Here is a 24,461-nt window from a genome sequence, read left to right on the forward strand (position 1 = left end):
AGACGAATTGAATGCGTCGCCCTTAACATCAAGTTAATCGATTGTTTTTAGCATTATTTTGCGCTTTTTAATCAACTTAGTTGGCGTACCATGAGTCCCATGCAAGACACACCGCCAACGAATATCGAATCTGGAGAACGACCATGAAAACCAAACTGATCCTCGCCCTGACCCTGTCCGTACTGGCCGCCAACACCTTCGCCGCCGATGGCTCGGACAAAACCAAATCCGCCGATTTCATCAACGGCGCCAGCGCCGCCATCGAAACCAGCCACTCGGGCGCCTACGCTGCCGATGGTTTCGATAAAACCAACGTCGGCAAAGCGGTTGCTGCCGATGGCTTCGACAAGACTGGCACCGCTGCAGCCATCGCAGCCGACGGCTTCGACAAGACCGGCACCGCTGCTGCCATCGCAGCCGACGGTTTCGATAAAACCGGTACCGCCGCTGCCATCAGCTGATCGGCAGAATGCAAACACCAAAGCCCGGCCATTGCCGGGCTTGTTCATTTCCAAAGGTCGGGATTTGATCTTCGCGGACCGGACTTGCACTATTGGCCGCTTATAAAAGCCTTCAGGAACACCCCGCCATGCCCGATGACATCCATTTCTACGAACCGGCCAACGGCCACGGCCTGCCCCACGATCCGTTCAACGCTATCGTCGGTCCGCGCCCCATCGGCTGGATTTCTTCGCAGGATGCCGAGGGCAAGCTGAACCTGGCGCCCTACAGCTTTTTCAACGCGTTCAACTACATTCCGCCGATCATCGGGTTCTCCAGCGTCGGGCGTAAAGACAGCCTGAACAACATCGAGCAGACCGGCGAGTTCGTCTGGAACCTCGCGACCCGCCCGCTGGCCGAGCAGATGAACCAGAGCTGCGCGGCGGTCGCACCGGAGGTCAACGAGTTCGAACTGGCGGGCCTGACGCCGGTGGCGTCGAAGGTGATTGCCGTGCCGCGCGTGGCCGAAAGCCCGGTGTCCTTCGAGTGCAAGGTCACGCAGATCATTCAGTTGCAGCGCGCCGACGGCGAGACGGTGCCGAGCTGGCTGGTGCTCGGCGAAGTGGTCGCCGTGCACATCGCCAAATGGCTGTTGAAGGACGGGATCTACGACACCGCCGCCGCAGAACCGATTCTGCGCGGCGGCGGGCCGGCGGATTACTTCCAGCTGGGGCCGGAGGCATTGTTCAAGATGTGGCGCCCGGGCGCCGTCAAGTAAACGGAGTTACCAGATCAGCTCGGCGTCATCAGTGACGCCCTTGAGCTTGTCCAGCTCATTGATGGCCGCTTCATCGGCGGCAATGGCACCAGGGAAGACCTGGTCATTCAACAGTTTGTGAAAGCGTGGCGCACCGCCGTCAACCAGGGCCTTGACCGCGATTGCCGCGAAATAACCCTTGTTGCTGCCCAATTCGACGGGGACTACAGCGGAAACCGCTTCGAAGTGTTCGAACTCTTTACGTGCCATGTCGCAGGTCCTGGCTCAGTCAGTTAGGCCGGCCATTAAACCCTCAACCGGCGAGTTTGTGTATCGGCGCGCAACTCTGGCCCAGCGCCTGCGCTGCCGACACGTCTTTAAACGTATGGAAATCCAGGCTGTTGACCACCAGGTCCTGCACCAGCTCGGCAAAAACCTCCATCGACGGGCTGCTGAAATAGGCGGTCATCGATTGCTGGTTATTCCAGAAACCGGAAACCAGCCACAACTCCGGATCACACTGCGAATGCTGCAGGGAAAAGCTCAGGCAACCGGCGGCGGCACGGGACGGTTCGATCAGCGCGCTCAGGCGCATGCCGAGTTCCGCCGAGCGCCCGGCGCGCGCTCGAACGAAGGCCATATGACTGACGGGAATCTGCTTGGACATGTTCAACCCTCCCAGGGAGTCGCGTGGCAGCCGGGGACGGGCTGCGACAGGATCCAAGGTTAAGGGCCGGGCAATGCTCGCCGTTAGTCGATTCCTGCCGTCGCGTTGCACAATCCTGCGAGACTGTCTTTCAGACCTGTAACAGATCGTGAATTGCTGTCACCGTCCTGTCACACCGGTTTCGAGCAAGTTTTCCGGGAGGCGCCCTGTCATGTCTGGACGGGCCAGCAACGCCATGCAGGATCAGGCAAGCATTTCGCAGGATGTGTCTACCGCTTGCGCTTGCACAAACTTATGCTCTGCTCCCATTCCATCCCTTGCCGAGGAGGCTGTGCATGACGTCATTCGATCGTTTTCAGGCGCCGCGCGATGCCGACATGGAAGCCGACATGGAAAAGCAGCGCGAGGAACTGGCGGCGATCATTCGCCGCAACACCTCCGAAGATGGCAGTTATGCCACCGCCGTCGGCTCGCTGTTCATGTCGCGCCACACCAAATCCCACGATTTCGCCCCGGTGCTCGCGCAACCGGCGCTGTGCATCATGGCCCAGGGTCGCAAGGAGGTACGGCTGGCTGACGAGTACTTCAATTACGATCCGCTGAATTATCTGGTGGTCTCGGTCTCGATGCCGTTGAGCGGTCGGGTGGTGAATGTCTCGCCCGAGGAGCCGATCCTCGCCGTGCGCCTGGATATCGACCCGGCGGAAATCACCGCGCTGATCGCCGATGCCGGCCCGATGGGTGTACCGACCCGGCCGACCGGGCGCGGTCTGTATGTGGAAAGGATCGACAGCGCGATGCTCGATGCGGTGTTGCGCCTGGCGCGTCTGCTCGACACGCCGAAAGACATCGCCATGCTCGCACCGCTGATCCGCCGGGAAATCCTCTATCGCCTGCTGCGCAGCCCGCAGGGCCATCGGCTGTACGAAATCGCCATCGCCAACAGCCAGAGCCATCGCATCAGCCAGGCGATCAAATGGCTCAACGGCAACTTCGAACAGCCGTTGCGCATCGATGACCTGGCGAAAGAAGTGAACCTCAGCGTCTCGACCCTGCATCACCGTTTCAAGGCGATGACGGCGATGAGTCCGTTGCAGTATCAGAAGCAACTGCGCCTGCAAGAGGCGCGGCGCCTGATGCTGGCTGAAGGGCTGGAGGCATCGGCGGCGGGGTATCGGGTGGGGTATGAAAGTCCGTCGCAGTTCAGCCGCGAGTACAGCCGGTTGTTCGGCGCGCCGCCGTTGAGGGATCTGGCGCGGTTGCGGCTGACGGTCTGATCCGATTTTTTATAGCGGCCGCTGGCCCCATCGCGAGCAGGCTCGCTCCCACATTGGATCGGCGTACAACTGAACCTGTGGGAGCGAGCCTGCTCGCGATGGGGCCTTTCATTCAAGCACCCAACACCCGACATGCCTCACTCGGCAACGTCACCGAAACCGGATGCCCGATCCCCAGCCCGATGCCCTGACACGGCGTGCTCAGCGCCGTGAAGGTCACCCCGGAACATTCCACCGTGGTCTCGATGGTCGCGCCGATATCCCGCACGAACGTCACCTTGCCCAGCAGGCGATTGCCCGCCGTGGCCTGGGGCGCCGACAGTTGCAGGTCTTCGGGGCGGATCAGCATTTTCACTTTCTGCCCGACCACGATGCTGCTGCAGATCGGCACCTGCAGGGCATCGCCGCCCGGCAGTACGACCTTGCCATCGCCCAGCGCGGTGGCCGGGAAGATATTGCCGGAGCCGATGAAGTCCGCCACGAATTCGTTGGCCGGATGGCGGTAGATTTCGATCGGCGTGCCCACCTGCTGTACCCGATGTTCACCGAGGACCACCACGATATCGGCCATGGTCATGGCCTCGCGCTGGTCGTGGGTGACCATGATGGTGGTGATGTTCAGGCGTTGTTGCAGTTGGCGGATTTCCACCTGCATCGACTCGCGCAACTTGGCGTCCAGCGCCGACAGCGGTTCGTCCAGCAGAAGGATTTTCGGGTGCGAGGCAATGGCCCGGGCAATCGCCACCCGCTGACGCTGGCCGCCGGAGAGCTTCGCAACCGGACGGTCGATCATCGGTTGCAGCTGGATCAGTTCCAGCAACTCCACCACCCGCGCCTGTTGATCGGCCTTGCTCACGCCCCTCAGTTTCAGCGGATAGGCGATGTTCTCGCCCACGGTCATGTGCGGGAACAGCGCCAGCGACTGGAACACCATGCCGAAGTTACGCAGGTGCGCCGGCGTGTGGCCGATGTTCTCGCCGTCCAGGCGGATCTCGCCGCCGGTGAGGGTTTCCAGCCCGGCGATCATTCGCAGCAAGGTGGTCTTGCCGCAGCCCGACGGGCCGAGGAAGCACACCAGTTTGCCCTCGGGCAAATGCAGGTTGACGTCTTTTACCGCGCAGGCCGAGCCGTAGTGTTTCTCGACGTTTTCCAGAATCAGACCAGACATAAATCACCTCAAGAAATCAGAACGAAACGCCACCTTCACCGACCAGTTTCTCCAGCGCCCAGATCAGGACGAAGTCGATCAGCACGATCAGCACGGCAAACGAGAACACGGTAGGGTCAAGCGATGACACGGTGCGGCTGTACATCCAGATCGGCACGGTCATGACGTCGATGGTGTAGAGGAAATAGGTCACGGTGAATTCGTTGAACGAGACGATGAACGCCAGCAGCATCCCCGCCAGAATCCCCGATTTCATCAACGGCACCACCACATCGACGATGGCGCGCAACGGCGAAGCGCCAAGCATCTGCGCCGCCTCTTCGACTTCACTGCCGATGGAAAGCATGGCCGCCGTGCAGTTCTTCACCACGAACGGCAGCGCCAGAATCACGTGGGCAATCACCAGCCGCGAAGTGGTCATGTGGAACGGCAGGCTGTCGAACACCAGCAGCAAGGCCAGCCCCAGCACCACCATCGGAAACACCAGCGGCAGCGACATCAGTTGCAGCGCCACGCCCTTGCCACGGAACTCGCAACGGGTCAGTGCATAAGCCGCCGGCACCGCGATCAGCGTGGCGAAAATCATCGTCAGGCAAGACACCAGCAAACTGGTGCCCATGGCCTGGCCGAGGCTCAGCACATCGCTGGCATCCGGCGACACGAAGGTGTGCCACGCCGCCTTGTACCACTGCAGGCTGTAGCTGCTCGGCGGGAAGTCGAGGTTGGACGCGCCGCTGAACGACATCACGATCATCGTCAGGATCGGCAACACCGCCAGAAACAGGATGACGCCCGAAAGGATGCCGGCAAACTTGCCGGTATCGCCCGGCAGCAGCGACTGACGCTTCTTGATCAGGGCACTCATTGCGAAGCCTCCAGCAGACGGCGACGGCGGCCGGTGATGTATTCGGACAAGGTCATGATCGCCAGGGTGGTGACGATCAGCACCACCCCGGCGGCGGACGCGGCGGGCCAGTTCATCAGCGGGGCGATCTGGTCATGCACCATCACCGCGAGCATCGGCACGCGCCGACCGCCGAGCAGCAACGGCACCACAAAGCTGCTGGCGTTGTAGGCGAACACCAGCGTCGCGCCGGTGATGATCCCCGGCAGACTCATCGGCAATACCACCTGACGGAACACCTGAAAACGGCTGGCGCCAAGGGTCGCGGCGGCTTCTTCGTAGCTGCGGGCGACACCGCGCATGGCGCTGGCAATCGGCAGCACGGCCAACGGAAACGCAGTCTGCACCAGGCCCATCAACACGCCGTTCTGGTTGTAGAGCAACATGATCGGGCGTTTGATCAGACCGAGGCCCATCAGGGTCTGGTTGAGCATGCCGCCGGGGCCGAGGATCACCAGCCAGCCGTAGCTTTGCAGCAGCAGGTTGACCAGCAACGGCAACAGCACCGCCGCCAGAAAGATCCGCCGCACGAACGGCGAGGTCAGGCGCGACATGGTGTACGCCACCGGGATCGCCAGCACCACCGCGATCACCGCGCTGATCAGCGCCAGACGCAAGGTCAGCAGCAACGATTTGAGGTAGTAGGGTTCGAGCAACTGCGCGTAACTGTCCAGGCTGAAACCGGACCACTCCGCACCCTTGGTGCCGACGCTCATGCGCAACACCAGAAGGCTGGCGGCAATCAGCACGCCGAGAAACAGCATCGACGGCGTGAGGAAAAACCACGCCCGCGCAGTCGGTGAAACACCGCGCGCCGGGCGCACGTCACCCGCGCCGACCGGTTGGGTCAGGGATTGATGTTCCATAGCAATGATCTCGTCAATGGAAAACGAATCTCCCGGGCACCCCGATCATGCGGTGCCCCGGAAGGTCGGCGTCAGGAAGAAAAGATTTCCGTGTAGCGACGAATCCACTGGTCATGCACGGTCGCCAGGAAGGCGTTGTCATGCATGATCGCCTTCTCCGCGATCTGCTCCGGGGTGAGGATGAACGGGCTCTTGCGCGCTTCGGCGGAGATGATCGCCTTGGCGTTGACCGGGCCGTTGAAGATGTCTTCGGCCATCTTGCCCTGCACCAGCGGGTCGAGGGAGTGGTCGATGAAAGCGTAGGCCAGGTCGGTGTCGCCCGGGCGGTTCTTCGGCATCACCGAGAGCATCAGGTCGGTGTAGAAACCTTCCTTCATGCCGAACGTGGCGCCGAGGCCATAGTTCGGATCGCGGATCTGCTTGGGGAAAAACGCCGGGGCGTAGAGCCCACCCATGTCCAGGGAGCCGGTGCGGAAGAGCTCGGCAATCTGGTTGGGGTTTTCGCCCAGAGTCACCACGCGTTCCTTGAGTTCGGCGAGTTTCTTGAAGCCCGGTTCGATGTTGTGCTCGTCACCACCGGCCAGTTTGGCGGCGATGATGATCAGGTCCATCGCCTCGGTCCAGTTCGGCGGCGGCAGGAAAATATTCGGTGCCAGATCGGCGTCCCACAGCGCGGCGTAACTGTCCGGCGCTTCCTTCTGGGTGCGGGTGCTGTAAACCAGACTGTTGCACCACAGCAGGTAACCGATGCCGTGACCGTTGGCCCCGGTGCGGTATTTTTCCGGGACGTCGATCAGGTTGGGAATGCGGTTGAGGTCGGGTTTTTCCAGCAGTCCGGCAGCTGCCAGACCTTCGGCGCCCACGCCGGCCAGGGTGATGATGTCGTACTGCGGACGGTCGCCGCCGGCCTTGAGTTTGGCGACCATTTCCGACGTACTGCCGGTGCGGTCGGCAATCACTTTGGCGCCGGTCTTCGCTTCAAACGTTGCAGCGATGTTGCGCAATGCGGCCAGGCCCGTGTCATCGGACCAGGTCAGCAGGCGCAGGGTCTTGCCGGCAAATCGGGTGTCGCTGGCACTGGCCCGGATGAAGGGCATGCTCATGGCCGCCGCAGCCACCGAGGCCACGCCGACGGTTTTGATGAATTGACGCCTGTTCAGATCGTGCTCGCCCATTTGGGACTCCCATTATTCTTGTAAGTATGAGATTGACCGCAACCCTTGCCGTGCGTGATCGGAACCGCTCAAGCCCCCGGTTTCAAAGGGCTTTAACGTGATCAGCGGGTTCATCCTGAGGTCGTGCAAAACACCTGACTATCGATAAAAACTCATTGGAGCCATGACGCCGGCGCATGCCTCGTTGCGAGGCATGCGCTGACCTTTTTCGGGCATTCAGCGCGCGCGGATCACGTGCTTGATTTCCTGAAATGCCGCCAGACCCCACGGCCCCAATTCGCGACCGATGCTGCTCTGCTTGTAGCCGCCCCATGCGGTCTGCGGGAAGATCACCTGCGGTGCGTTGAGCCACACCAGCCCCGCCTGCAAGGCGTTGGCGACCCGATCCGCAGTCTCGGCATTACGCGTGACCACGCTGGCCACCAGACCGAACTGACTGTCGTTGGCCAGGGCAATCGCCTCGGCCTCCGAAGCAAAACTGCGAACGCAGATCACCGGGCCGAAGATCTCTTCACACCACAGCGCACTGTCGAGGGGCACTTCGGTGAAGATCGTCGGCTGCAAGAAATATCCGCGCGGCAGATCTGCAGGACGATTGCCGCCACAGATCAGCTTGGCCCCGGCGCTCAGGCCACGGTCGATGTGACCGAGCACACGCTGGTACTGCGCCTGATTGACCAGCGCGCCCATCTCGACTTCAGGATCGAACGGATCGGCCACACGGATTTTTTCCGCACGGGCCTGCAAACGAATCAGGAATTCATCGGCCAGTTCATCGGCGACCAGCACCCGGCTGGTGGCCGAGCACATCTGCCCGGCATTGAAGAAACCGCCGCCGCAGGCCAGCTCTACTGCGAGATCAAGGTCGGCATCTTCCAGAATCAGCAGCGAGGATTTTCCGCCCAGTTCCAGGCTCACGCCCTTCACGGATTCGGCGGCGCGCTGCATCACTTGCACACCGACAGCGTTGCTGCCGGTGAAGGAAACCTTGGCGATGCGCGGATCCGCCGACAGCGGCGCACCGACCGCCAGACCGGTACCGCACACCAGGTTGAACACGCCTTTGGGCAGGCCGGATTCGGCGATGATGGCCGCCAGTTCCAGTTCCGGCAGCGGCGTAACTTCCGACGGCTTGAGCACCACGCAGCAACCAGCGGCCAGGGCTGGCGCGAGTTTCCACGCGGTGGTGACCATCGGGAAATTCCACGGCACGATCAGCCCGACCACACCGCACGGTTCGCGGCGCAGGCGTGCGCTGAAGTCGTCGCTCGGCAGCGGCACATCGCTGTCCTGTTTCGCATCGAGGCCTTCGGCGAGTTCGGCGTAATACTCGAACGTGGCGATCACGTCATCGACATCGATGCCCGCTTCGAACTGCGGTTTGCCGTTGTTGCTCGACTGCAACTTCATCAAGTGATCACGGCCATTGCGCACGCCATTGGCGATGTTGCGCAGGATTGCACCGCGCTCGGTGCCGGTGGTTTTCGACCAGTCCTTGAAAGCTTCGGTCGCTGCCGTCACCGCTTGGTTGACGGCGCGTTCGTCACCGCCATTGACCGTGGTCAGCAGCGCTTCGGTAGCCGGGTTGATCACGCGCAGGTGCTCGCGGCCGGCGGACCATTGGCCGTTGATGTACAGGCCATCGAGTGTGGTCGGGAAATTGATCATTTGGCCACCGCCTTCATCCATTGGGTCTGGTCGATTTCGATCAGGGTCGGGCCCTGACGATCGGTGGCGGCGCGCAGGGCGCCACGCAAATGTTCAGCCGAGCTGATCGCTTCCGCCGCGCAACCCAGGGCCTTGGCCACACCGATGAAGTCCGGGGTGTAGATGTCCACGCCGACCGGCTCGATGGCGCGGTTGACCATGTATTTCTTGATCTCTTCGTAACCCTGGTTATTCCACAGCAAGATGATCACCGGGGTGCGCGCTTCCACGGCGCTGGCCAGTTCCGGCAGGGTGAATTGCAGACCGCCGTCGCCGATCAGGCACACCACCGGCGGACGTGCGCCGTGTTCGAGGTTGCCGCCGAGCCACGCGCCAATCGCCGCCGGCAAGGCGTAACCGAGGGTGCCGTAACCGGTGGACGAGTTGAACCAGCGGCGCGGACGCTCCGGGTTGAACGTGAGGTTGCCGGTGTATACCGGTTGCGTGGAGTCACCGACGAACACTGCGTTCGGCAGTTCGTGCAGCACGGTTTCGAGGAAACGGGTCTGGGCCAGCGTCGGTGCGTCCCAGGTCGCGGCCAGGTCTTCACGCAGACGGGCAGCGCGCACCTGACCCCAATCGTTACGGCGTTCGGCCAGCGGCTTGTGCGACAGCGCGCTCAGCAATGCTTGTGCGGCGTTGCGCGAATCGGCCACCAGCGCCACATAAGGCGGGTAGTTGCGCACGGTCTGGTCGGGGTCGATATCGACGCGCAGCAACTTGCCGGGAATTTCGAAGCCGCCGGCGAAGGTCACGTCGTAGTCGGTTTCCGCCAGTTCGGTGCCGATCGCCAGGATCACGTCAGCATCGGCTACCAAGGCGCGGGTCGCGACCAGGCTCTGGGTCGAACCGATCAGCAGCGGATGGCTGGACGGCAACATGCCTTTGGCGTTGATGGTCAGGGCCACCGGCGCATCGAGCAATTCGGCCAGCTCTGTGAGCTCGGCAGCCGCATCGATAGCGCCGCCGCCGGCAAGGATCAGCGGACGCTGAGCGCCGGCCAGCAGTTCAGTCATGCGGCTCACGGCGGCCGGCGCAGCACCGGCGCGGTCGATGTTGACCGGCACGCTGGTCAGCAGTTCGTCGGCTTCTTCGACCAGCACGTCCAGCGGAATTTCGATATGCACCGGACGCGGACGCCCGGCCTGGAACAGCGCAAACGCACGGGCCAGCACGCCCGGCAATTCGGACGCCGACATCAAGGTGTGGGAGAACGCCGCCACGCCGCCGACCAGCGCGCTCTGGTTCGGCAGTTCATGCAGCTTGCCGCGACCGCCGCCCAATTGGCTGCGCGACTGCACGCTGGAGATCACCAGCATCGGGATCGAATCGGCGTAGGCCTGGCCCATGGCGGTGGTGATGTTGGTCATGCCCGGGCCGGTGATGATGAAGCACACACCCGGTTTGCCGCTGGTGCGGGCGTAGCCGTCGGCCATGAAGCCGGCGCCTTGCTCGTGACGCGGAGTCACATGGTTGATGCTCGAACGGGCCAGCCCGCGATACAGCTCCACGGTATGCACCCCGGGAATGCCGAACACCTGCTCGACCCCGTAACCTTCGAGTAACTTGACCAGTACTTCGCCACACGTCGCCATGTCTTTGCCCTTCTTGTTCGTTGAGGCACCGGGCCTTGAGGGAACCGGTGATTGGCCTCATTGAAACGGGCGACCCGTAGCCGCAACAATCGATAAAAGCTCATACTAGCCATGTCCTCACGTCATACCTTGGATCCACATGAAACGACTGCCTCCCCTGCCCGCCCTGCACACGTTTCTGATCACCGCGCAGTGCTGCAACTTCACCCGGGCCGCCGAGCAGTTGCACATCACTCAAGGTGCGGTGAGCCGGCAGATCGCCGGGCTGGAGGAACATCTGGGTTATGAGCTGTTCATTCGCCTGGCCCGGGGCCTGGAGCTGACGGCCGAAGGTCGCGAATGGCTGCCACGGGTGCAGCAGGTGTTCAGCCTGATCGGCGATTCGATGGAGCAGATCGGCGCCAAGCGCGAGACCCTGCAACTCAAGGCCCCGAGTTGCGTGATGCGCTGGCTGTTGCCGCGACTGCTGCAATGGCAGCGCGAGCGCCCGGACGTGCCGGTGAAACTCACGGCGTCGTTGCAACACGGGGTAGATTTTCATCGCGAGCAGTTCGACGCGGCGGTGATCTACGGCACCGCGCCCCACGACTCCCCTGCCACGCTGCATCTGTTCGATGAACAACTGACGCCGGTCTGCTCGCCAACGCTGCTCAACGGTGGCCCGGCGCTGCACACGCCGGCAGACTTGCAACAACACCTGCTGCTGCATCCGACTCACACCGATGACGATTGGACGCTATGGCTGGAAGCCGCCGAACTGCACTTGAGCAACATCAGCAGCGGTCAGCATTTCGAGACGCTGGATCAGGCGATGTCGATGGCGTCCCACGGGACAGGCGTGGCGATTGGAGACTGGTCGTTGATCGGCGATGACTTGAATGCCGGGCGACTGGTGATGCCGTTCGATCTGAAGGTGAAGACGGGATTGGGCTATTACATCGTGGCGCCGGCGTCGGAGCCGTCGGCGAAGTTGCAGGAATTGATGGGGTGGTTGGTGGAGCAGGCTCATACGCGGTGAGCCTGTTACTGAACGTTCCCACGCAAGGCGCGGGAACGTTTGATCGGGTTACATCAGTAACCGACCGTAAACCGCTGACGCGAATGCTTCGGCGTTTCCACTTCGTCGATCAGCGCAATCGCGTAGTCGGCAAAGCTGATGGAGCTCTGGCCTTCGGCGCTCACCAGCAAGTCATCCTTGCCGACGCGGAATTGGCCGGTGCGCTCACCTTCGAAGAACAGCGCCGACGGCGACAGGAAGGTCCAGTCCAGTTCCTTCTCCTGACGCAGGGCATCGAGAAACGCCGCACCGGCGCTGGCCTCGGCCTTGTACTCGGCCGGGAAACCGGCGCTGTCGATCACTCGGGTGCCGTCCGGCAGCAACAGCGAACCCGCACCGCCGACCACCAGCAGGCGTTTTACCCCGGCCTGTTTCACCGGGCCGATCAGCGCGCTGGCCGGCACCGTGGCGAAATGCGCGGCGCTGATCACCACATCGTGACCGGCGACTGCCGCTTGCAGCGCGGCGGCATCCAGCACGTCGACATTCTTGCTGACCACACCGGCGCGGGCGCCGATCTTCGAGGTATCCCGAGCGATAGCGGTGACGCTATGGCCGCGACGCAGGGCTTCTTCCAGCAATTGGCTGCCGGCACGGCCGGTGGCACCAATGATTGCGATCTTGCTCATGACATTCTCCAGTTGGCTTGAGAGTGCTGCGTTTTTCAGAATCGGGTTACCACTTCATCTCGCCCTTGGCGACTTTGGCGCTCAGTTCCAGCGAGCTTTCTTCGCCCAGTTTCGGGTAGCGTTTTTTCATCGCTGCGATCAGCGCGGCAGAGTCCTTGGCCTTGGCGGTTTCTTCGTCGAAGGCCTTGATGTAGTCGGCAGTGAATTTCACCGCTGCCAGCGAACGGGCGCTGTCACCCAGGTAGTGACCCGGCACCACGGTTTTCGGCTTCAGGGTTTCGATCGAGTGCAGGGTTTCCAGCCAGTCGGCGTGGGATTGCGCGGTCTGGGTATCGGCCATCCAGACGTGGATGTTCTCGGCGACGACGACACCACCGACCACGGCTTTCAGCGATGGAATCCACACGAAGCTGCGATCCGGTTGCTTGCCTTCCAGGCCGACCACCTGCAGTTTCTGGCCTTCGAGCATCAGGCTGTCGCCCTTGAGCACACCCGGCACGATGGTTTTGGCCGGCACGTCGGCGCCCATTTTCGGGCCCCAGAAGGCGAGTTTGCCGTCGACGGTTTGCTTGATGTGATCAACGGTCGGCTGCGAAGCCAGTACCTTGGCATTCGGGAATGCCTTGGTCAGGGTGTCGAGGCCGAAGTAGTAATCCGGGTCACCGTGGCTGATGTAGATGGTGGTCAGTTGCTTGCCGCTGGCGCGGATCTTTTCCACCACTTGCTCGGCCTGGGACTTGCCGAACTGCGCGTCCACCAGGATCGCGTCCTTCTCGCCGCTGACCAGTACCGAAGTCACCGGGAAGATTGCGTTGGTGCCCGGGTTGTAGACATCGAGGCTCAGGTTCGCGGCCGCTGCGTGGGCAGCAAAGCCGAGGGTGGCGGTGGCCAGTAAAACGCGCTTGAGAGTGGTGAAGCCGATCATGGGTTGCTCCGCTGTTCGAATGCCGTGCTTGGCGATGGGACAGAGCTTAGTTGCCAGACTCGTTACAAAAAATGCGATGCTTAAACATAGTTTGTTTCTGAAAGCGGGCAAATCATGGATCGTCTCCAAGCAATGCGGGTGTTTGTCACGGTGGTGGATCTGGGTAGCCAGTCGGCGGCGGCCGATCACCTGGATCTTTCCCGGCCGGTGGTATCGCGGTATCTGGCGGAACTGGAAGATTGGGTCGGCGCGCGCCTGATGCACCGCACCACACGCAAACTGAGCCTGACCGCCGCCGGCAACGAAATCCTGCCACGCTGCCGGCAGATGCTCGAACTGTCGAGCGACATGCAGGCCGCCGTCAGCGAGCCCGACGATGCACCACGGGGTCTGCTGCGAATCAGCGTCAGTACCTCGTTTGGCCAAGCGCAACTGGCCGATGCCATGGCCGCGTTCGTCAAACGCTACCCCGGCGTCAACATCGACCTGCAAATGCTCGATCGCACGGTAAATCTGGTGGATGAGCGCATCGACCTGGCGATCCGCACCAGCAACGACCTCGACCCCAACCTGATCGCCCGGCGCCTGACGGTCTGTCGCTCGGTGGTCTGCGCCGCTCCCGCCTATCTGCAGGAACATCCACAACCGCAGCGCGTAGAAGATCTGAGCCGGCACAACTGCCTGACCCACTCCTATTTCGGCAAGAGCCTGTGGCATTTCGAAGAGGATGGCGAGCCGGTCTCGGTGCCGGTGCAGGGCAACATCAGCGCCAACGAGGCCAGCACCCTGCTGCGCGCCACACTGGCTGGCGCCGGCGTGGCGATGCTGCCGACCTATCAGGCCGGGGTGCATATTCACAGCGGCGAACTGGTGCGCCTGCTGCCCAACGCCGAGCCTCGGAGGATGAACATCTACGCGGTGTACGCCTCACGCAAGCACATGCCGGCGGCACTGCGCAGCATGCTGGATTTCCTGGTACTGCGCTTTCCCGAAAACCCGCAATGGGATGTCGGGTTGTAAACCCGTTCGCCGCGCGGCTGGCAACTCCCCGGCGCTGACCTATGCTGAAAGTAGTACCCAAGGGTATTCGTTCAGAGGTCAACGTCATGATCATGAGCACCAGAACAAGAAGATACCTCGCGATTTTCATCACCTGCGCGGCCACGCTGGCGCTGTACGGCACCGCGGCATGGCGCGTGGAGCAGTTGCGACAACTGCCCCGTGAGTACGCGAGCTGCAACTTCGAGCGCTGCATCCCTCACAACGCCACCCTCAACGCCCTGCGCTGATACAGGACGTCAGACGTCGTCGTTCTGCTCGGCCTTCAAGCGGTCGCGGAACGCCTTTGGCGAGATCCCCACACGGCGCCGAAACAGGCGCGTGAAGTTGGTCGGATCGGAAAAACCCAACACCTCGGACATCTCGTAAATCGTCATGCTGGTGTACGTCAGCAGACGCTTGGCTTCCAGCAACTGACGCTCATGCATGATCTGCAACGCCGGTTGCCCCGCCAGTTCGCGACAAGTGCCGTTGAGATGCGAGACGGAAATCCCCAGACGATGGGCCAGGTCCTCGACCTTGACGTGCTGGCGGTACGTCTCTTCCACCAACTGGATAAAACCGTTGAGGTACTCACGTTGACGCTGCGGGCGTTGGCTCGCGTTATGCCGGCGGATCGCCTGACGGCTGACCCAGACCATGATCACGCTCACCAGCGAATGCATGAGCATTTCCCGCGCCGGTTGATGGCCGTTGTACTCGGCCTGCAACGCGGCAAACAGACTGTTGAGGTACTCCGCGTCCTGTCCCGCCGGATAGCTTTCGGCCTGGGCCAGGGCCTGTACCGCGCTGCCCAGCTGCGCCTGCAAATGGTTGATCAACGGCGTGGCGAGGGTGACGACGAATCCTTCGACGTCCTCGGAAAAACGGAATCCATGCACCGATAGCGGCGGCAGGATCTGGATCGCGGCTTCGTTCAGTTGCGTGCGTTGACCTTCGATTTCAAGCTCTGCCTGACCTTTGAATACGAAGAGCAACTGGCACAAATCGGCGTGGCGGTGGGGTTTGATTTCCCATTGATGTTCGCGGCTGCGTTTGGAAATGGTTTCACAGTGCAGCAAGTCAGGGGTCGGCCAGTCCAGGCTTTCACCGTAGAGCTTGAACACCGGAATCGAAGGCAGGTCAGGCTTGTTCATCACTTCAATCCAGGCCTCGAAGGTTGCGGGCGATAATCGCACCGATTGGCAGAATGTACAGGTATCGGCTCAGTTTTCACCTTCAATTGACAGACCCGCAAGGGAAAAATGCAAGCACTCGAATCCTGAAAATCATTCACCGGCCGTTGTCGCGTGAAGCTTGCGAGTCATAAAAACAATGAAAACGCTGAAAACCCAAGTCGCCATCATTGGCGCCGGTCCGTCCGGATTATTGCTCGGCCAACTGCTGCACAACGCCGGCATCGACACCCTGATCATTGAGCGTCAGACACCTGACTATGTGCTCGGCCGAATCCGCGCCGGGGTCCTTGAACAGGGCATGGTAGAGCTGTTGCGCGAGGCTGGCGTGGGTCAGCGGATGGATGCCGAAGGGCTGGTCCACGGCGGGTTCGAACTGGCCCTCGACGGGCGTCGGGTGCACATCGATCTGCAAGCCCTGACCGGTGGAAAAACCGTGATGGTCTATGGCCAGACCGAGGTCACCCGCGACCTGATGGCCGCTCGTCGGGAGACCGGCGGACAGACCATCTACGAAGCCAGCCATGTCGTTCCCTATGGCATGAAAAGCGACGAGGCCTTCGTCACGTTTGAAAAGGATGGCGAAACCTGGCGCGTCGATTGCGATTACATCGCCGGTTGCGACGGTTTCCACGGCGTGGCCCGTCAGTCGATTCCAGCCGAATGCCTGAAGATTTTCGAACGGGTTTATCCGTTCGGCTGGCTGGGAATTCTCGCCGACACGCCACCGATTCACGATGAACTGGTCTACGCCCGCCACGAACGCGGCTTCGCCCTGTGCAGCATGCGTTCGGCAACCCGCACCCGTTATTACCTGCAAGTGCCGGCCGAAGAAAACGTCGACGACTGGTCGGATCAGCGCTTCTGGGATGAACTGCGCAATCGTCTGCCGGAGGATTTGGCGCAGAAACTCGTGACCGGCCCGACGATTGAAAAAAGCATCGCGCCGCTGCGCAGTTTTGTGGTCGAGCCGATGCAGTACGGGCGGATGTTTCTGGTGGGCGACGCGGCGCATATCGTTCCGCCGACCGGGGCCAAGGGTTTGAACCTGGCCGCCAGCGATGTCAGCACGCTGTTCAGGATTCTGCTGAAGGTCTATCGCGAAGGTCGCACGGACTTGCTGGAGAAGTATTCGCAAATCTGCCTGCGTCGGGTGTGGAAAGCCGAGCGGTTTTCCTGGTGGATGACTTCGATGCTGCACCGTTTCGACGAACACGACGATTTCAGTCAGCGCATCAGCGCCTCGGAACTGGACTACTTTGTCAGTTCAGAAGCGGGACAAAAAACCATTGCAGAAAATTACGTCGGACTTCCTTATGAGGCTATCGAATAGCCTGCTACCGACTTACACTGGCGAGCATCCCCGCTCGCCTGACGATCTGCGGGACCCTCACTGCCCGCAGGTTTTGCCCGTGACCAATCTCAACCACCCCGAAACGCCCAAACCGGCCATTCGCAGCGTGCTGGTCGCGCTGATGCTGGCGATCTTCCTTGGCGCGCTGGACCAGACCATCGTCGCCGTTTCCATGCCGGCCATCTCCGCGCAATTCAAGGACGTCAGCCTGCTGGCCTGGGTGATTTCCGGTTACATGGTGGCGATGACCGTGGCGGTGCCGATCTACGGCAAGCTCGGTGACCTGTACGGGCGGCGCAAACTGATGCTGTTCGGCATGGGCCTGTTCACCCTCGCCTCACTGTTCTGCGGCATGGCCCAGAGCATGGAACAACTGGTGCTGGCGCGGATTTTCCAGGGCATCGGCGCTGGCGGGATGATCTCGGTGAGCCAGGCCATCATCGGCGATATCGTGCCGCCCCGTGAGCGTGGGCGCTATCAGGGTTACTTCTCCAGCATGTATGCGGTGGCCAGCGTGGCCGGTCCGGTGCTCGGCGGCTACATGACCGAGTATCTGTCGTGGCGCTGGGTGTTCCTGATCAACCTGCCGCTGGGCCTCGGCGCGTATTGGGTGGCGCGACGCAATCTGGTCGGCCTGCCGATTCCCCAGCGCAAACCGGTCATCGATTACCTTGGCACACTGCTGATGATCATCGGCCTGACGGCGCTGTTGCTGGCGATCACTCAGGTCGGCCAGGGTCATGCGTGGCGCAGCAGCGAAGTGCTCGGTCTGTTCGCTTGCGCGGTGGCGGTGCTGGCGGTGTTCGTCTGGCATGAGCGCCGTGCCCGTGAGCCGTTGCTGCCGATGCACCTGTTCACCAACCGCAACGCTCTGCTGTGCTGGTGCACGATTTTCTTCTGCAGCTTCCAGGCGATTTCGTTGATCGTGCTGATGCCGTTGCGCTTCCAGAGCGTGACCGGTGCCGGCGCCGACAGCGCAGCCCTGCACTTGCTGCCGCTGGCGATGGGCTTGCCGATCGGCGCGTATTTCGCCGGTCGCCGCACGTCGATTACCGGGCGCTACAAACCACAGATTCTCACCGGCGCGCTGCTGATGCCGATCTCGATCCTCGGCATGGCCTTCAGCCCGCCCGATGCGACGCTGATCAGCAGCCTGTTCATGTTGCTCAGCGGTATCGCAGGCGGCATGCAGTTCCCGACCTCGCTGGTCGGTACGCAGAACTCGGTGGACCAAAAAGACATTGGCGTCGCCACCAGCACCACCAACCTGTTCCGCTCGTTGGGCGGCGCGGTGGGCGTGGCGTTGATGTCAGCGCTGCTGCTGGCGTTGTTGCAGGACTCCAGCTTTGCCCACCTGACCGGCGCATCGTTGATCGGCGAAGGTCACTCCGGCAACGTGCTGCTCGATGGCCTGAACGCGGCGCCCGGCGATGCACAGAATGCCTTGCGCGCCGAATTGCTGGTGACGTTCCGGCATTTGCTGATGGTCAGCGCCGGGGTGTCGCTGCTCGGGCTGGCGGCGGCGATCGCGATGCCGAACCGCTTGTTGCGCGGGCGTGAGCACGGCGCCCGCTGACCGATGCCGATGGCTCCCACGCGTGACGTGGGAGCACACAGGGTTCAAGCGCTGTAATAACCGACCGCCACCAGGAACCCGCCGACCTTCTTCAGGTAGGCATGCTTGTCCTCGACCTTGCCGGTCACCGGGTTCTTCCAGCGGTATTCGTACTCGCCCTCATCCTGCTTGCCGATCAACGTCAGAATCGGTTCGCCCACCGGTTTGCCTTCCGGGTCCTTGACCTTGGCGAAGTCGGTATTGATCAACCGCAGGTTGGTGCCATGGGCGACGTAGCGTTGGGTGTTCAGATCCACCACGAACACATACAGGTCATCCTGCAGGTAACCGCCCTTGAGCGAATTGATCGCCGTCAGCGTGCCCTTTTCATCCTTGGTCAGATCGGTGGCGGCTTTGTCGAGTAACGATTTTGCCTGCTCCGCCGAGGCTCGCGGCAAGTAGTAACCGACCGCCAGAATCCGCTGGCCGATGCGCTGATAGAACACATGCTTGCGCTCGACCTTGCCGTCGGCCTGGTTCTGCCAGCGATACTCGGCCTGCTGGATGCCGTTGCCTTCCGGCACTTTCAACGCGTCCTTGAACGCCTTCTGCAAATCCGGACCAAGCACTTCGCTCACATCCCGGCCGATCAACGCCGAAGACGGCCCGCCGCTGGCGAGCATCACGCCTTTGGTATCGACCACGAACACGTAGCGATCCTTGTCGACGAATTCGCCCTGGCGGCTGAAGGCCGCGAACGCCTTGTCGCCGTTGTCGTGATAGTAGGCCAGGGCCTTTTCCAGCAAGGCGATGGCGGCCTTGCTGTCGTCCTTTTCCGTGGCCGCATTGGCCTGTCCGAAACTCAACAACAGCACCGCGCCGAGCCAGGCCAGTTTTTGCACAAACCCCATGACGCATCCCTCGTTCTTGTTGGTGTTTCAAGAGCGTAGACGGCCTGAAGGCAGGTATGGATATTCAGAAAGCTTCTGAATGTTGCGAGAGGGTTGCGGCGAAGGAGCACGTTCCCTCGCCACAGAAGGGGCTTACGGCCGGGCGTTGAGCTGCTGTTGCAGGTTCTGGATCTGCGCCTGCAGGGTGTTGATGTTGCGGGTCATCTGCCCACGGAACGCGTCAAACTCGGCGGTGCTGGAGCCGCCCTGTGCAGCGGCAGGGCGGTTGTCCTGCTCGCTCTTGAGCACGACGATTTCCTGTTCCAGACGCTCGATGGCCGCGTTCGAACTGCCTTGTTTCTTCAGCGCCGTGATGTCGGCACCGAGGCTCTTGAACTGCGCGTCGAAGCCTTTGAGTTGCGCGTCGACCTTGCTGGTGTCGGCCGGCGCGCTTTTCAGCGTCGCCAACTCGGCACTCAGGGCTTTGACCTGGGCTTGCAACTGGGTGTTGGCGTTCTGTTGCTCAGTGGTCTGGGCAGTCATCAGCGCGAGGCGCTTGTCCAGATCCGTAGCCTGTCCGGCCACGCCCTGCTGCTGTTTGCTCTGATCCTGCAGTGCGCTTTGCAACTGCTTGATCTGCAGTTTCAGCGCTTCGCTGTCGGTGTTGACGTTGGTCTGGCTGGCCACGACCTTGCCGGAAATGTCCTGCAGGCGCCCCGCCGCTTCTTCACTGATCCGCGCGAAGCTTTCCTGGGTCGCCACCAATTGCTGCTCCATCAGCGAGATCTGCTGGAAACTCCACCAGGCCAGGCCGATGAAAGCAAAGAACAACGCACCGACCAGCGCCCACAACGGCCCGGTGCTGGCGGACTTGACCTTGACCACCGGCGGTGTGCGCGAATGCACGGAAGTGCGGGCGGTGGTCGGGAAATCGTCGTCATCGAGTGTGTCGGCACGCAGGCTCGGAACATCGTCGAAATCGTCGTGGGCATCGTTACGCATGGACATTGAGGCAACCTTTGTGAAACCCGGTAATGGCTGATTGCGGCGCAGTATAAACCCCGCAGCCGCAGGGATTGACCCCCAACCCGCGGTGGGGTTCAGCACTTGGTATCAACGAATGTCCTGGGCCTTCCACCAGCCACAGAACTCATCGAGGGCCGACCACAGACTGACCTTCGGATCGTAGTCGAGATAATGCCGGGCGCGACTGATGTCGAGGGTGAAATTTTTGTTCATCACCTGCATGCCCAGGCGCGACAGGGTCGGTTCGGGGCGTCCCGGCCAGAGTTTGCATGCGCCTTCGTTGAGCGCCGCCACACTGTAGGCCAGCCCGTAGGATCGGTACTTGGTGACCTGCGGGACTTCCATCTTGCGCATCACGTAATTGACCACATCCCACAACGGTACCGGCGCACCGTTACTGATGTTGTAGGCCTTGCCCAGCGCCGAACCGGCCGCCAGCAGACTGCTCAGCAAGGCTTCGTTGAGATTGTGCACGCTGGTGAAGTCAACCTTGTTCAGGCCGTTGCCGATGATTGCCAGACGCCCCTTGCGCTGCATCTTCAGCAGACGCGGGAAGATGCTCATGTCGCCGGCGCCGGTGACGAAACGCGGGCGCAGGGCCAGGGTTTCGAGGCCGAATTCCTGGGCGCCGAAGACCTTTTGTTCGGCCAGATATTTGGTCGCCGCGTAATGATGTTTGAAACGCTTGGGCACTTGCTCTTCGGTCAGGCCAAGGTGGTCGCGGCCATCAAAGTAGATCGACGGCGACGACAGATGCACCAGACGCCGCACCCGTTGCTTGAGGCAGGCTTCGACCACGTTCTCGGTGACCTGAACATTGCCCTGATGAAAGTCCTGGTACCGCCCCCACAGCCCGACCGCGCCGGCGCAATGCACCACGGCTTCGACATCGGTGCAGAGCGCACGCACCAGGTCCGGGTCACTCAGATCACCCTGAACGAACTCGGCGCCGCGACGCACCAGATGCTCGACACCTTCGGCCCGGCGGCCGTTGACCCGCACGTCCAGGCCCTGCTCCAGGGCAAAACGCGCAAAGCGTCCGCCAATGAAGCCGCTTGCGCCGGTGACCAGAATTTTCATGTAGAGCTCCGCTGTCTTTCGTTTTGCCTGATTCGTGAGTCTTGACGCTGGCCGTCAGTCCAACGGCACCAGCCATTGCGACGACGAACGCACCAATTGCTCGGTCAACAACCCCAGCAACTGGCCGCCATTGCGCCAATGATGCCAGTACAACGGCACGTCGATCGGTTTATCTGGCAACAGTTCGCGCAACACGCCGCGTTCCAGTTGCTCGCGCACCTGTAATTCCGGCACCAGTCCCCAGCCGAGCCCGGCTTCGGTCAGGCGAATAAAACCCTCGGACGACGGGCACAAATGATGTTCGAAACCACCATCGACGCCCAGGGACGCAAGGTAACGGTGTTGCAGAAAGTCGTCCGGGCCAAACACCAGAGCTGGAGTGCGCGGCAATTGTTCAGCCCGCACGCCGTCGGGGAAATGCCGCTCGATGAACGCCGGGCTGGCCAGCGCCCGATAACGCATGGCGCCGAGCAACACGCTGCGGGCGCCCGCCACCGGTCGTTCACTGGCACATAGGCAGGCGGCCACTTCACCGGCGCGCATGCGCTTGAGGCCGACGGTCTGGTCTTCGACGATCAGGTCCAGCAACAGATGCTGTTCGGCGCAGAAGTCGCCCACGGCCTCGGCCCACCAGGTGGCGAGGCTGTCGGCGTTCAGGGCGATGCGCAGCCGCTCCGGCAGACCCTCTTCGTCCAGTGCCGGCACCAGCGTCTGCAAATCCCGTTCGAGCAGGCGCACCTGTTGCACATGGTTGAGCAGACGCCGGCCGATCTCGGTGGGTGACGGCGGTGTCCCGCGTACCAGCACCGGCTGGCCGACCCGCGCTTCCAGCAGTTTGATCCGCTGGGAAATCGCCGATTGCGAAAGGCCCAGCACCTGCGCCGCCCGTTCGAATCCGGCCTGCTCGACCACGGCGGCCAGAGCGGAAAGCAATTTGTAGTCGAACATCAGTTTTCCTAATGAGCGATCAGCACTATTGGTTTTTCTTATACAGCGTCTGCCCGGAGAATAGCCAGCAAGCACTCTTTATCAAGGACCACCCCCATGGCTGGCGAAACCTCGTTGTCCACCCTGCTGCGCAGCATGAGCCCGCAGCTCAATGCCGGCGAATATGTGTTCTGCACCTTGCGCGACGGGCAGTTCCCGAGCGGTCTGGAAGTTGTCGGAAGTTTCCGTGAACAGGAAGGCCTGACGGTGATTCTCGAACGGTCCCACGCCGAACGGGTCGGGTTCAGCTTCGACTACGTCGCAGCGTGGATCACTCTGAACGTGCATTCGGCGCTGGAAGCCGTCGGCCTGACCGCCGCATTCGCCACCGCACTGGGCAAGGCCGGCATCAGTTGCAACGTGATTGCCGGCTATTACCACGACCATTTGTTCGTCGGTCAGGCCGACGCCGAACGCGCCATGCAAGTGCTGCGCGATCTCGCAGCCAACGCGGAGTAACTGTCATGTGGCAAAGCTATACCAACGGCCTGCTGGTGGCCTTCGGGCTGATCATGGCGATCGGCACCCAGAATGCTTTTGTACTGGCCCAGAGCCTGCGTCGCGAGCATCACCTACCGGTCGCCGCGCTGTGCGTCGCCTGCGATGCATTGCTGGTAGCGGCAGGCGTATTCGGTCTGGCCACGGTGCTGGCGCAGAACCCGACGCTGTTGGCAGTCGCCCGTTGGGGCGGTGCGGTGTTCCTGATCTGGTACGGCAGCCAGGCGTTGCGCCGGGCGTTTTCGAAACAGAGTCTGCAACAGGGTGAGAATCAAACCGTGCGTTCATTGCGGGCGGTGATGCTCAGCGCATTGGCGGTGACCCTGCTCAACCCGCACGTCTATCTGGACACCGTGCTGCTGATCGGCTCCCTCGGTGCACAACAGTCGGTGCCGGGCGCCTATGTAGTGGGCGCGGCGAGTGCTTCGCTGCTGTGGTTTTTCACTCTGGCGTTCGGCGCGGCATGGCTGGCACCGTGGCTGGCGCGGCCGGGGACCTGGCGAATTCTCGATCTGTTGGTGGCGGTGATGATGTTCACGGTAGCCGGGCAATTGATATTGGCTTCGTGATTTATTCCAAAAGGCTCTGGAACCTCTATCCCACACAGTTGTTGCGTGGTTATGCCGCACCCCCGGTGCTATGATCCGAACCCTGCGCCGCAAAGAGTAAAAACTCGCCGGTGCATTTCTGGCCGCCCGTGATCGGCCTTGCGCTCACCGCAACAGACCTGATTAGGAGAATCATCATGGCTTTCGAATTGCCGCCGCTGCCTTACGCACACGATGCCCTGCAGCCGCACATTTCCAAGGAAACCCTGGAATTCCACCACGACAAGCACCACAACACCTACGTCGTGAACCTGAACAACCTGGTGCCAGGCACCGAGTTCGAAGGCAAGACCCTGGAAGAGATCGTCAAGACTTCCTCGGGCGGCATCTTCAACAACGCCGCTCAGGTCTGGAACCACACCTTCTACTGGAACTGCCTGGCGCCAAACGCCGGCGGTCAACCAACCGGCGCACTGGCTGATGCCATCAACGCGGCTTTCGGTTCGTTCGACAAGTTCAAGGAAGAGTTCAGCAAAACCTCGATCGGCACCTTCGGTTCCGGCTGGGGCTGGCTGGTGAAAAAGGCTGACGGTTCCCTGGCCCTGGCCAGCACCATCGGCGCCGGCAACCCGCTGACCAGCGGCGACACCCCGCTGCTGACCTGCGACGTCTGGGAACACGCTTACTACATCGACTACCGCAACCTGCGTCCTAAGTACGTCGAGGCGTTCTGGAACCTGGTCAACTGGAAGTTCGTGGCCGAGCAGTTCGAAGGCAAGACCTTCACCGCTTAAGCTGCGCGCCAGACAAAAACCCGGCTATTGCCGGGTTTTTTTATGCCTGCGCAATCAGGTCGGCGAATCCCGTCACAAACAAGGCCATTTCCCACACGCAAAGCAGCCCTTGCCCCCTTGCTCCCAAGCCACAGCGGACTAACATCAAACAGAGGAAAAATTGTCCGACGCCCCTCAAGTTGGAGAGCAAAACTACCGACACAGTACAATCAGGGCCAATACTCCAGGCAGCCGCATTTCGGCCAAGGCCACGGACAAACTTTCCGCGGTTCGATTGTCCCTTTGACTGCCAACACGGGATTGCCAATACTCATGGCAACTTGACGC

At 61.6% G+C, this 24,461-nt stretch carries 26 protein-coding genes; 11 read left to right on the forward strand and 15 right to left on the reverse strand.

The annotated features are described in order from the left end of the window. Positions 1-143: 143 nt before the first annotated feature. On the forward strand, positions 144-461 hold the full coding sequence (locus AC07NR_RS17660; protein WP_114885136.1) for a hypothetical protein: 318 nt from the start codon (positions 144-146) through the stop codon (positions 459-461). 128 nt (positions 462-589) lie between these two features. Beyond that, on the forward strand, positions 590-1,219 hold the full coding sequence (locus AC07NR_RS17665) for a flavin reductase family protein (RefSeq protein ID WP_114885139.1): 630 nt from the start codon (positions 590-592) through the stop codon (positions 1,217-1,219). A gap of 6 nt (positions 1,220-1,225) precedes the next feature. Here the strand turns inward: AC07NR_RS17665 and AC07NR_RS17670 are convergent, their stop codons facing one another. Both AC07NR_RS17670 and AC07NR_RS17675 read right to left on the reverse strand, forming a co-directional pair. Next, entirely contained in the window at positions 1,226-1,468 is a 243-nt protein-coding gene (locus AC07NR_RS17670; protein ID WP_065258578.1) for a hypothetical protein, read from the reverse strand. A gap of 43 nt (positions 1,469-1,511) precedes the next feature. Then, on the reverse strand, positions 1,512-1,865 hold the full coding sequence (locus AC07NR_RS17675) for a putative quinol monooxygenase (RefSeq protein ID WP_085709576.1): 354 nt from the start codon (positions 1,863-1,865) through the stop codon (positions 1,512-1,514). A gap of 335 nt (positions 1,866-2,200) precedes the next feature. Between AC07NR_RS17675 and AC07NR_RS17680 the strand changes: the two genes are divergently transcribed. After that, positions 2,201-3,142, forward strand: a complete 942-nt coding sequence (locus AC07NR_RS17680) for an AraC family transcriptional regulator (RefSeq protein ID WP_248739222.1) — start codon at positions 2,201-2,203, stop codon at positions 3,140-3,142. 112 nt (positions 3,143-3,254) lie between these two features. Here the strand turns inward: AC07NR_RS17680 and AC07NR_RS17685 are convergent, their stop codons facing one another. The 6 genes from AC07NR_RS17685 to AC07NR_RS17710 form a co-directional block, all read right to left on the reverse strand. Beyond that, positions 3,255-4,310, reverse strand: coding sequence for an ABC transporter ATP-binding protein (locus AC07NR_RS17685; protein WP_248739223.1), 1,056 nt, complete (start codon positions 4,308-4,310; stop codon positions 3,255-3,257). Between the two features lie 16 nt (positions 4,311-4,326). Next, the gene (locus AC07NR_RS17690) at positions 4,327-5,175 is read right to left on the reverse strand and encodes an ABC transporter permease (protein WP_273901620.1); all 849 of its coding nucleotides are present in this window, start codon (positions 5,173-5,175) and stop codon (positions 4,327-4,329) included. Beyond that, positions 5,172-6,080: an ABC transporter permease gene (locus tag AC07NR_RS17695; protein WP_495079060.1), complete on the reverse strand. Its 909-nt coding sequence runs from the start codon at positions 6,078-6,080 to the stop codon at positions 5,172-5,174. The genes AC07NR_RS17690 and AC07NR_RS17695 overlap by 4 nt, the downstream gene beginning before the upstream one ends. Positions 6,081-6,151: 71 nt before the next feature. Then, positions 6,152-7,255 (reverse strand): ABC transporter substrate-binding protein, encoded by a 1,104-nt coding sequence (locus AC07NR_RS17700; protein ID WP_085730221.1) that lies wholly within the window; start codon positions 7,253-7,255, stop codon positions 6,152-6,154. Positions 7,256-7,471: 216 nt separating this feature from the next. Beyond that, on the reverse strand, positions 7,472-8,923 hold the full coding sequence (locus tag AC07NR_RS17705; protein WP_495079061.1) for an aldehyde dehydrogenase family protein: 1,452 nt from the start codon (positions 8,921-8,923) through the stop codon (positions 7,472-7,474). Next, positions 8,920-10,557, reverse strand: a complete 1,638-nt coding sequence (locus tag AC07NR_RS17710) for a 5-guanidino-2-oxopentanoate decarboxylase (protein ID WP_495079062.1) — start codon at positions 10,555-10,557, stop codon at positions 8,920-8,922. The genes AC07NR_RS17705 and AC07NR_RS17710 overlap by 4 nt, the downstream gene beginning before the upstream one ends. Positions 10,558-10,696: 139 nt before the next feature. Between AC07NR_RS17710 and AC07NR_RS17715 the strand changes: the two genes are divergently transcribed. Continuing rightward, the gene (locus AC07NR_RS17715) at positions 10,697-11,575 is read left to right on the forward strand and encodes a LysR substrate-binding domain-containing protein (protein ID WP_085709569.1); all 879 of its coding nucleotides are present in this window, start codon (positions 10,697-10,699) and stop codon (positions 11,573-11,575) included. Positions 11,576-11,628: 53 nt separating this feature from the next. Here the strand turns inward: AC07NR_RS17715 and AC07NR_RS17720 are convergent, their stop codons facing one another. Together AC07NR_RS17720 and AC07NR_RS17725 are read right to left on the reverse strand one after the other, a co-directional pair. Beyond that, complete coding sequence (locus AC07NR_RS17720) at positions 11,629-12,243, reverse strand: NAD(P)-dependent oxidoreductase (RefSeq protein WP_248739227.1); 615 nt, start codon at positions 12,241-12,243, stop codon at positions 11,629-11,631. Between the two features lie 46 nt (positions 12,244-12,289). Then, a complete protein-coding gene (locus AC07NR_RS17725; protein WP_096818389.1) occupies positions 12,290-13,168 on the reverse strand; it encodes an MBL fold metallo-hydrolase in 879 nt (292 codons plus the stop codon). Between the two features lie 114 nt (positions 13,169-13,282). Here AC07NR_RS17725 and AC07NR_RS17730 point away from each other — a divergent pair, with 114 nt between their 5' ends. Then, complete coding sequence (locus AC07NR_RS17730; protein WP_085709566.1) at positions 13,283-14,188, forward strand: LysR family transcriptional regulator; 906 nt, start codon at positions 13,283-13,285, stop codon at positions 14,186-14,188. 41 nt (positions 14,189-14,229) lie between these two features. Beyond that, entirely contained in the window at positions 14,230-14,457 is a 228-nt protein-coding gene (locus tag AC07NR_RS17735) for a hypothetical protein (protein ID WP_248742765.1), read from the forward strand. Positions 14,458-14,466: 9 nt separating this feature from the next. Here AC07NR_RS17735 and AC07NR_RS17740 read toward each other — a convergent pair whose 3' ends face one another. After that, positions 14,467-15,363 carry a helix-turn-helix domain-containing protein gene (locus AC07NR_RS17740; protein ID WP_248739228.1) on the reverse strand — a complete coding sequence of 299 codons (897 nt, stop codon included), beginning with the start codon at positions 15,361-15,363 and terminating at the stop codon, positions 14,467-14,469. Positions 15,364-15,541: 178 nt separating this feature from the next. Between AC07NR_RS17740 and pobA the strand changes: the two genes are divergently transcribed. Together pobA and AC07NR_RS17750 are read left to right on the forward strand one after the other, a co-directional pair. Further along, positions 15,542-16,735 (forward strand): 4-hydroxybenzoate 3-monooxygenase, encoded by a 1,194-nt coding sequence (pobA, locus tag AC07NR_RS17745; protein ID WP_495079063.1) that lies wholly within the window; start codon positions 15,542-15,544, stop codon positions 16,733-16,735. Positions 16,736-16,814: 79 nt separating this feature from the next. Beyond that, positions 16,815-18,332: an MDR family MFS transporter gene (locus AC07NR_RS17750; protein WP_305833484.1), complete on the forward strand. Its 1,518-nt coding sequence runs from the start codon at positions 16,815-16,817 to the stop codon at positions 18,330-18,332. 44 nt (positions 18,333-18,376) lie between these two features. Here the strand turns inward: AC07NR_RS17750 and AC07NR_RS17755 are convergent, their stop codons facing one another. From AC07NR_RS17755 to AC07NR_RS17770, 4 genes are all read right to left on the reverse strand, one after another. Further along, the gene (locus AC07NR_RS17755; protein ID WP_114885164.1) at positions 18,377-19,222 is read right to left on the reverse strand and encodes a cache domain-containing protein; all 846 of its coding nucleotides are present in this window, start codon (positions 19,220-19,222) and stop codon (positions 18,377-18,379) included. Positions 19,223-19,354: 132 nt separating this feature from the next. Further along, complete coding sequence (locus AC07NR_RS17760; protein ID WP_495079064.1) at positions 19,355-20,209, reverse strand: ATPase; 855 nt, start codon at positions 20,207-20,209, stop codon at positions 19,355-19,357. Between the two features lie 105 nt (positions 20,210-20,314). Continuing rightward, the gene (locus AC07NR_RS17765) at positions 20,315-21,307 is read right to left on the reverse strand and encodes an NAD-dependent epimerase/dehydratase family protein (RefSeq protein WP_305833487.1); all 993 of its coding nucleotides are present in this window, start codon (positions 21,305-21,307) and stop codon (positions 20,315-20,317) included. 54 nt (positions 21,308-21,361) lie between these two features. Further along, positions 21,362-22,255 carry a LysR family transcriptional regulator ArgP gene (locus tag AC07NR_RS17770; RefSeq protein ID WP_065258594.1) on the reverse strand — a complete coding sequence of 298 codons (894 nt, stop codon included), beginning with the start codon at positions 22,253-22,255 and terminating at the stop codon, positions 21,362-21,364. A 96-nt stretch (positions 22,256-22,351) separates the two neighbouring features. Here AC07NR_RS17770 and AC07NR_RS17775 point away from each other — a divergent pair, with 96 nt between their 5' ends. The 3 genes from AC07NR_RS17775 (at position 22,352) to AC07NR_RS17785 (ending at position 24,134) form a co-directional block, all read left to right on the forward strand. Beyond that, positions 22,352-22,753, forward strand: coding sequence for an ACT domain-containing protein (locus AC07NR_RS17775; RefSeq protein ID WP_495079065.1), 402 nt, complete (start codon positions 22,352-22,354; stop codon positions 22,751-22,753). A gap of 5 nt (positions 22,754-22,758) precedes the next feature. Then, positions 22,759-23,361: a LysE/ArgO family amino acid transporter gene (locus AC07NR_RS17780; RefSeq protein WP_085709557.1), complete on the forward strand. Its 603-nt coding sequence runs from the start codon at positions 22,759-22,761 to the stop codon at positions 23,359-23,361. Between the two features lie 176 nt (positions 23,362-23,537). After that, the gene (locus AC07NR_RS17785; RefSeq protein ID WP_016773431.1) at positions 23,538-24,134 is read left to right on the forward strand and encodes a superoxide dismutase; all 597 of its coding nucleotides are present in this window, start codon (positions 23,538-23,540) and stop codon (positions 24,132-24,134) included. Positions 24,135-24,461: the final 327 nt, after the last annotated feature.

The sequence above is a fragment of the Pseudomonas sp. GW821-FHT09C09 genome (genome assembly GCF_059418105.1).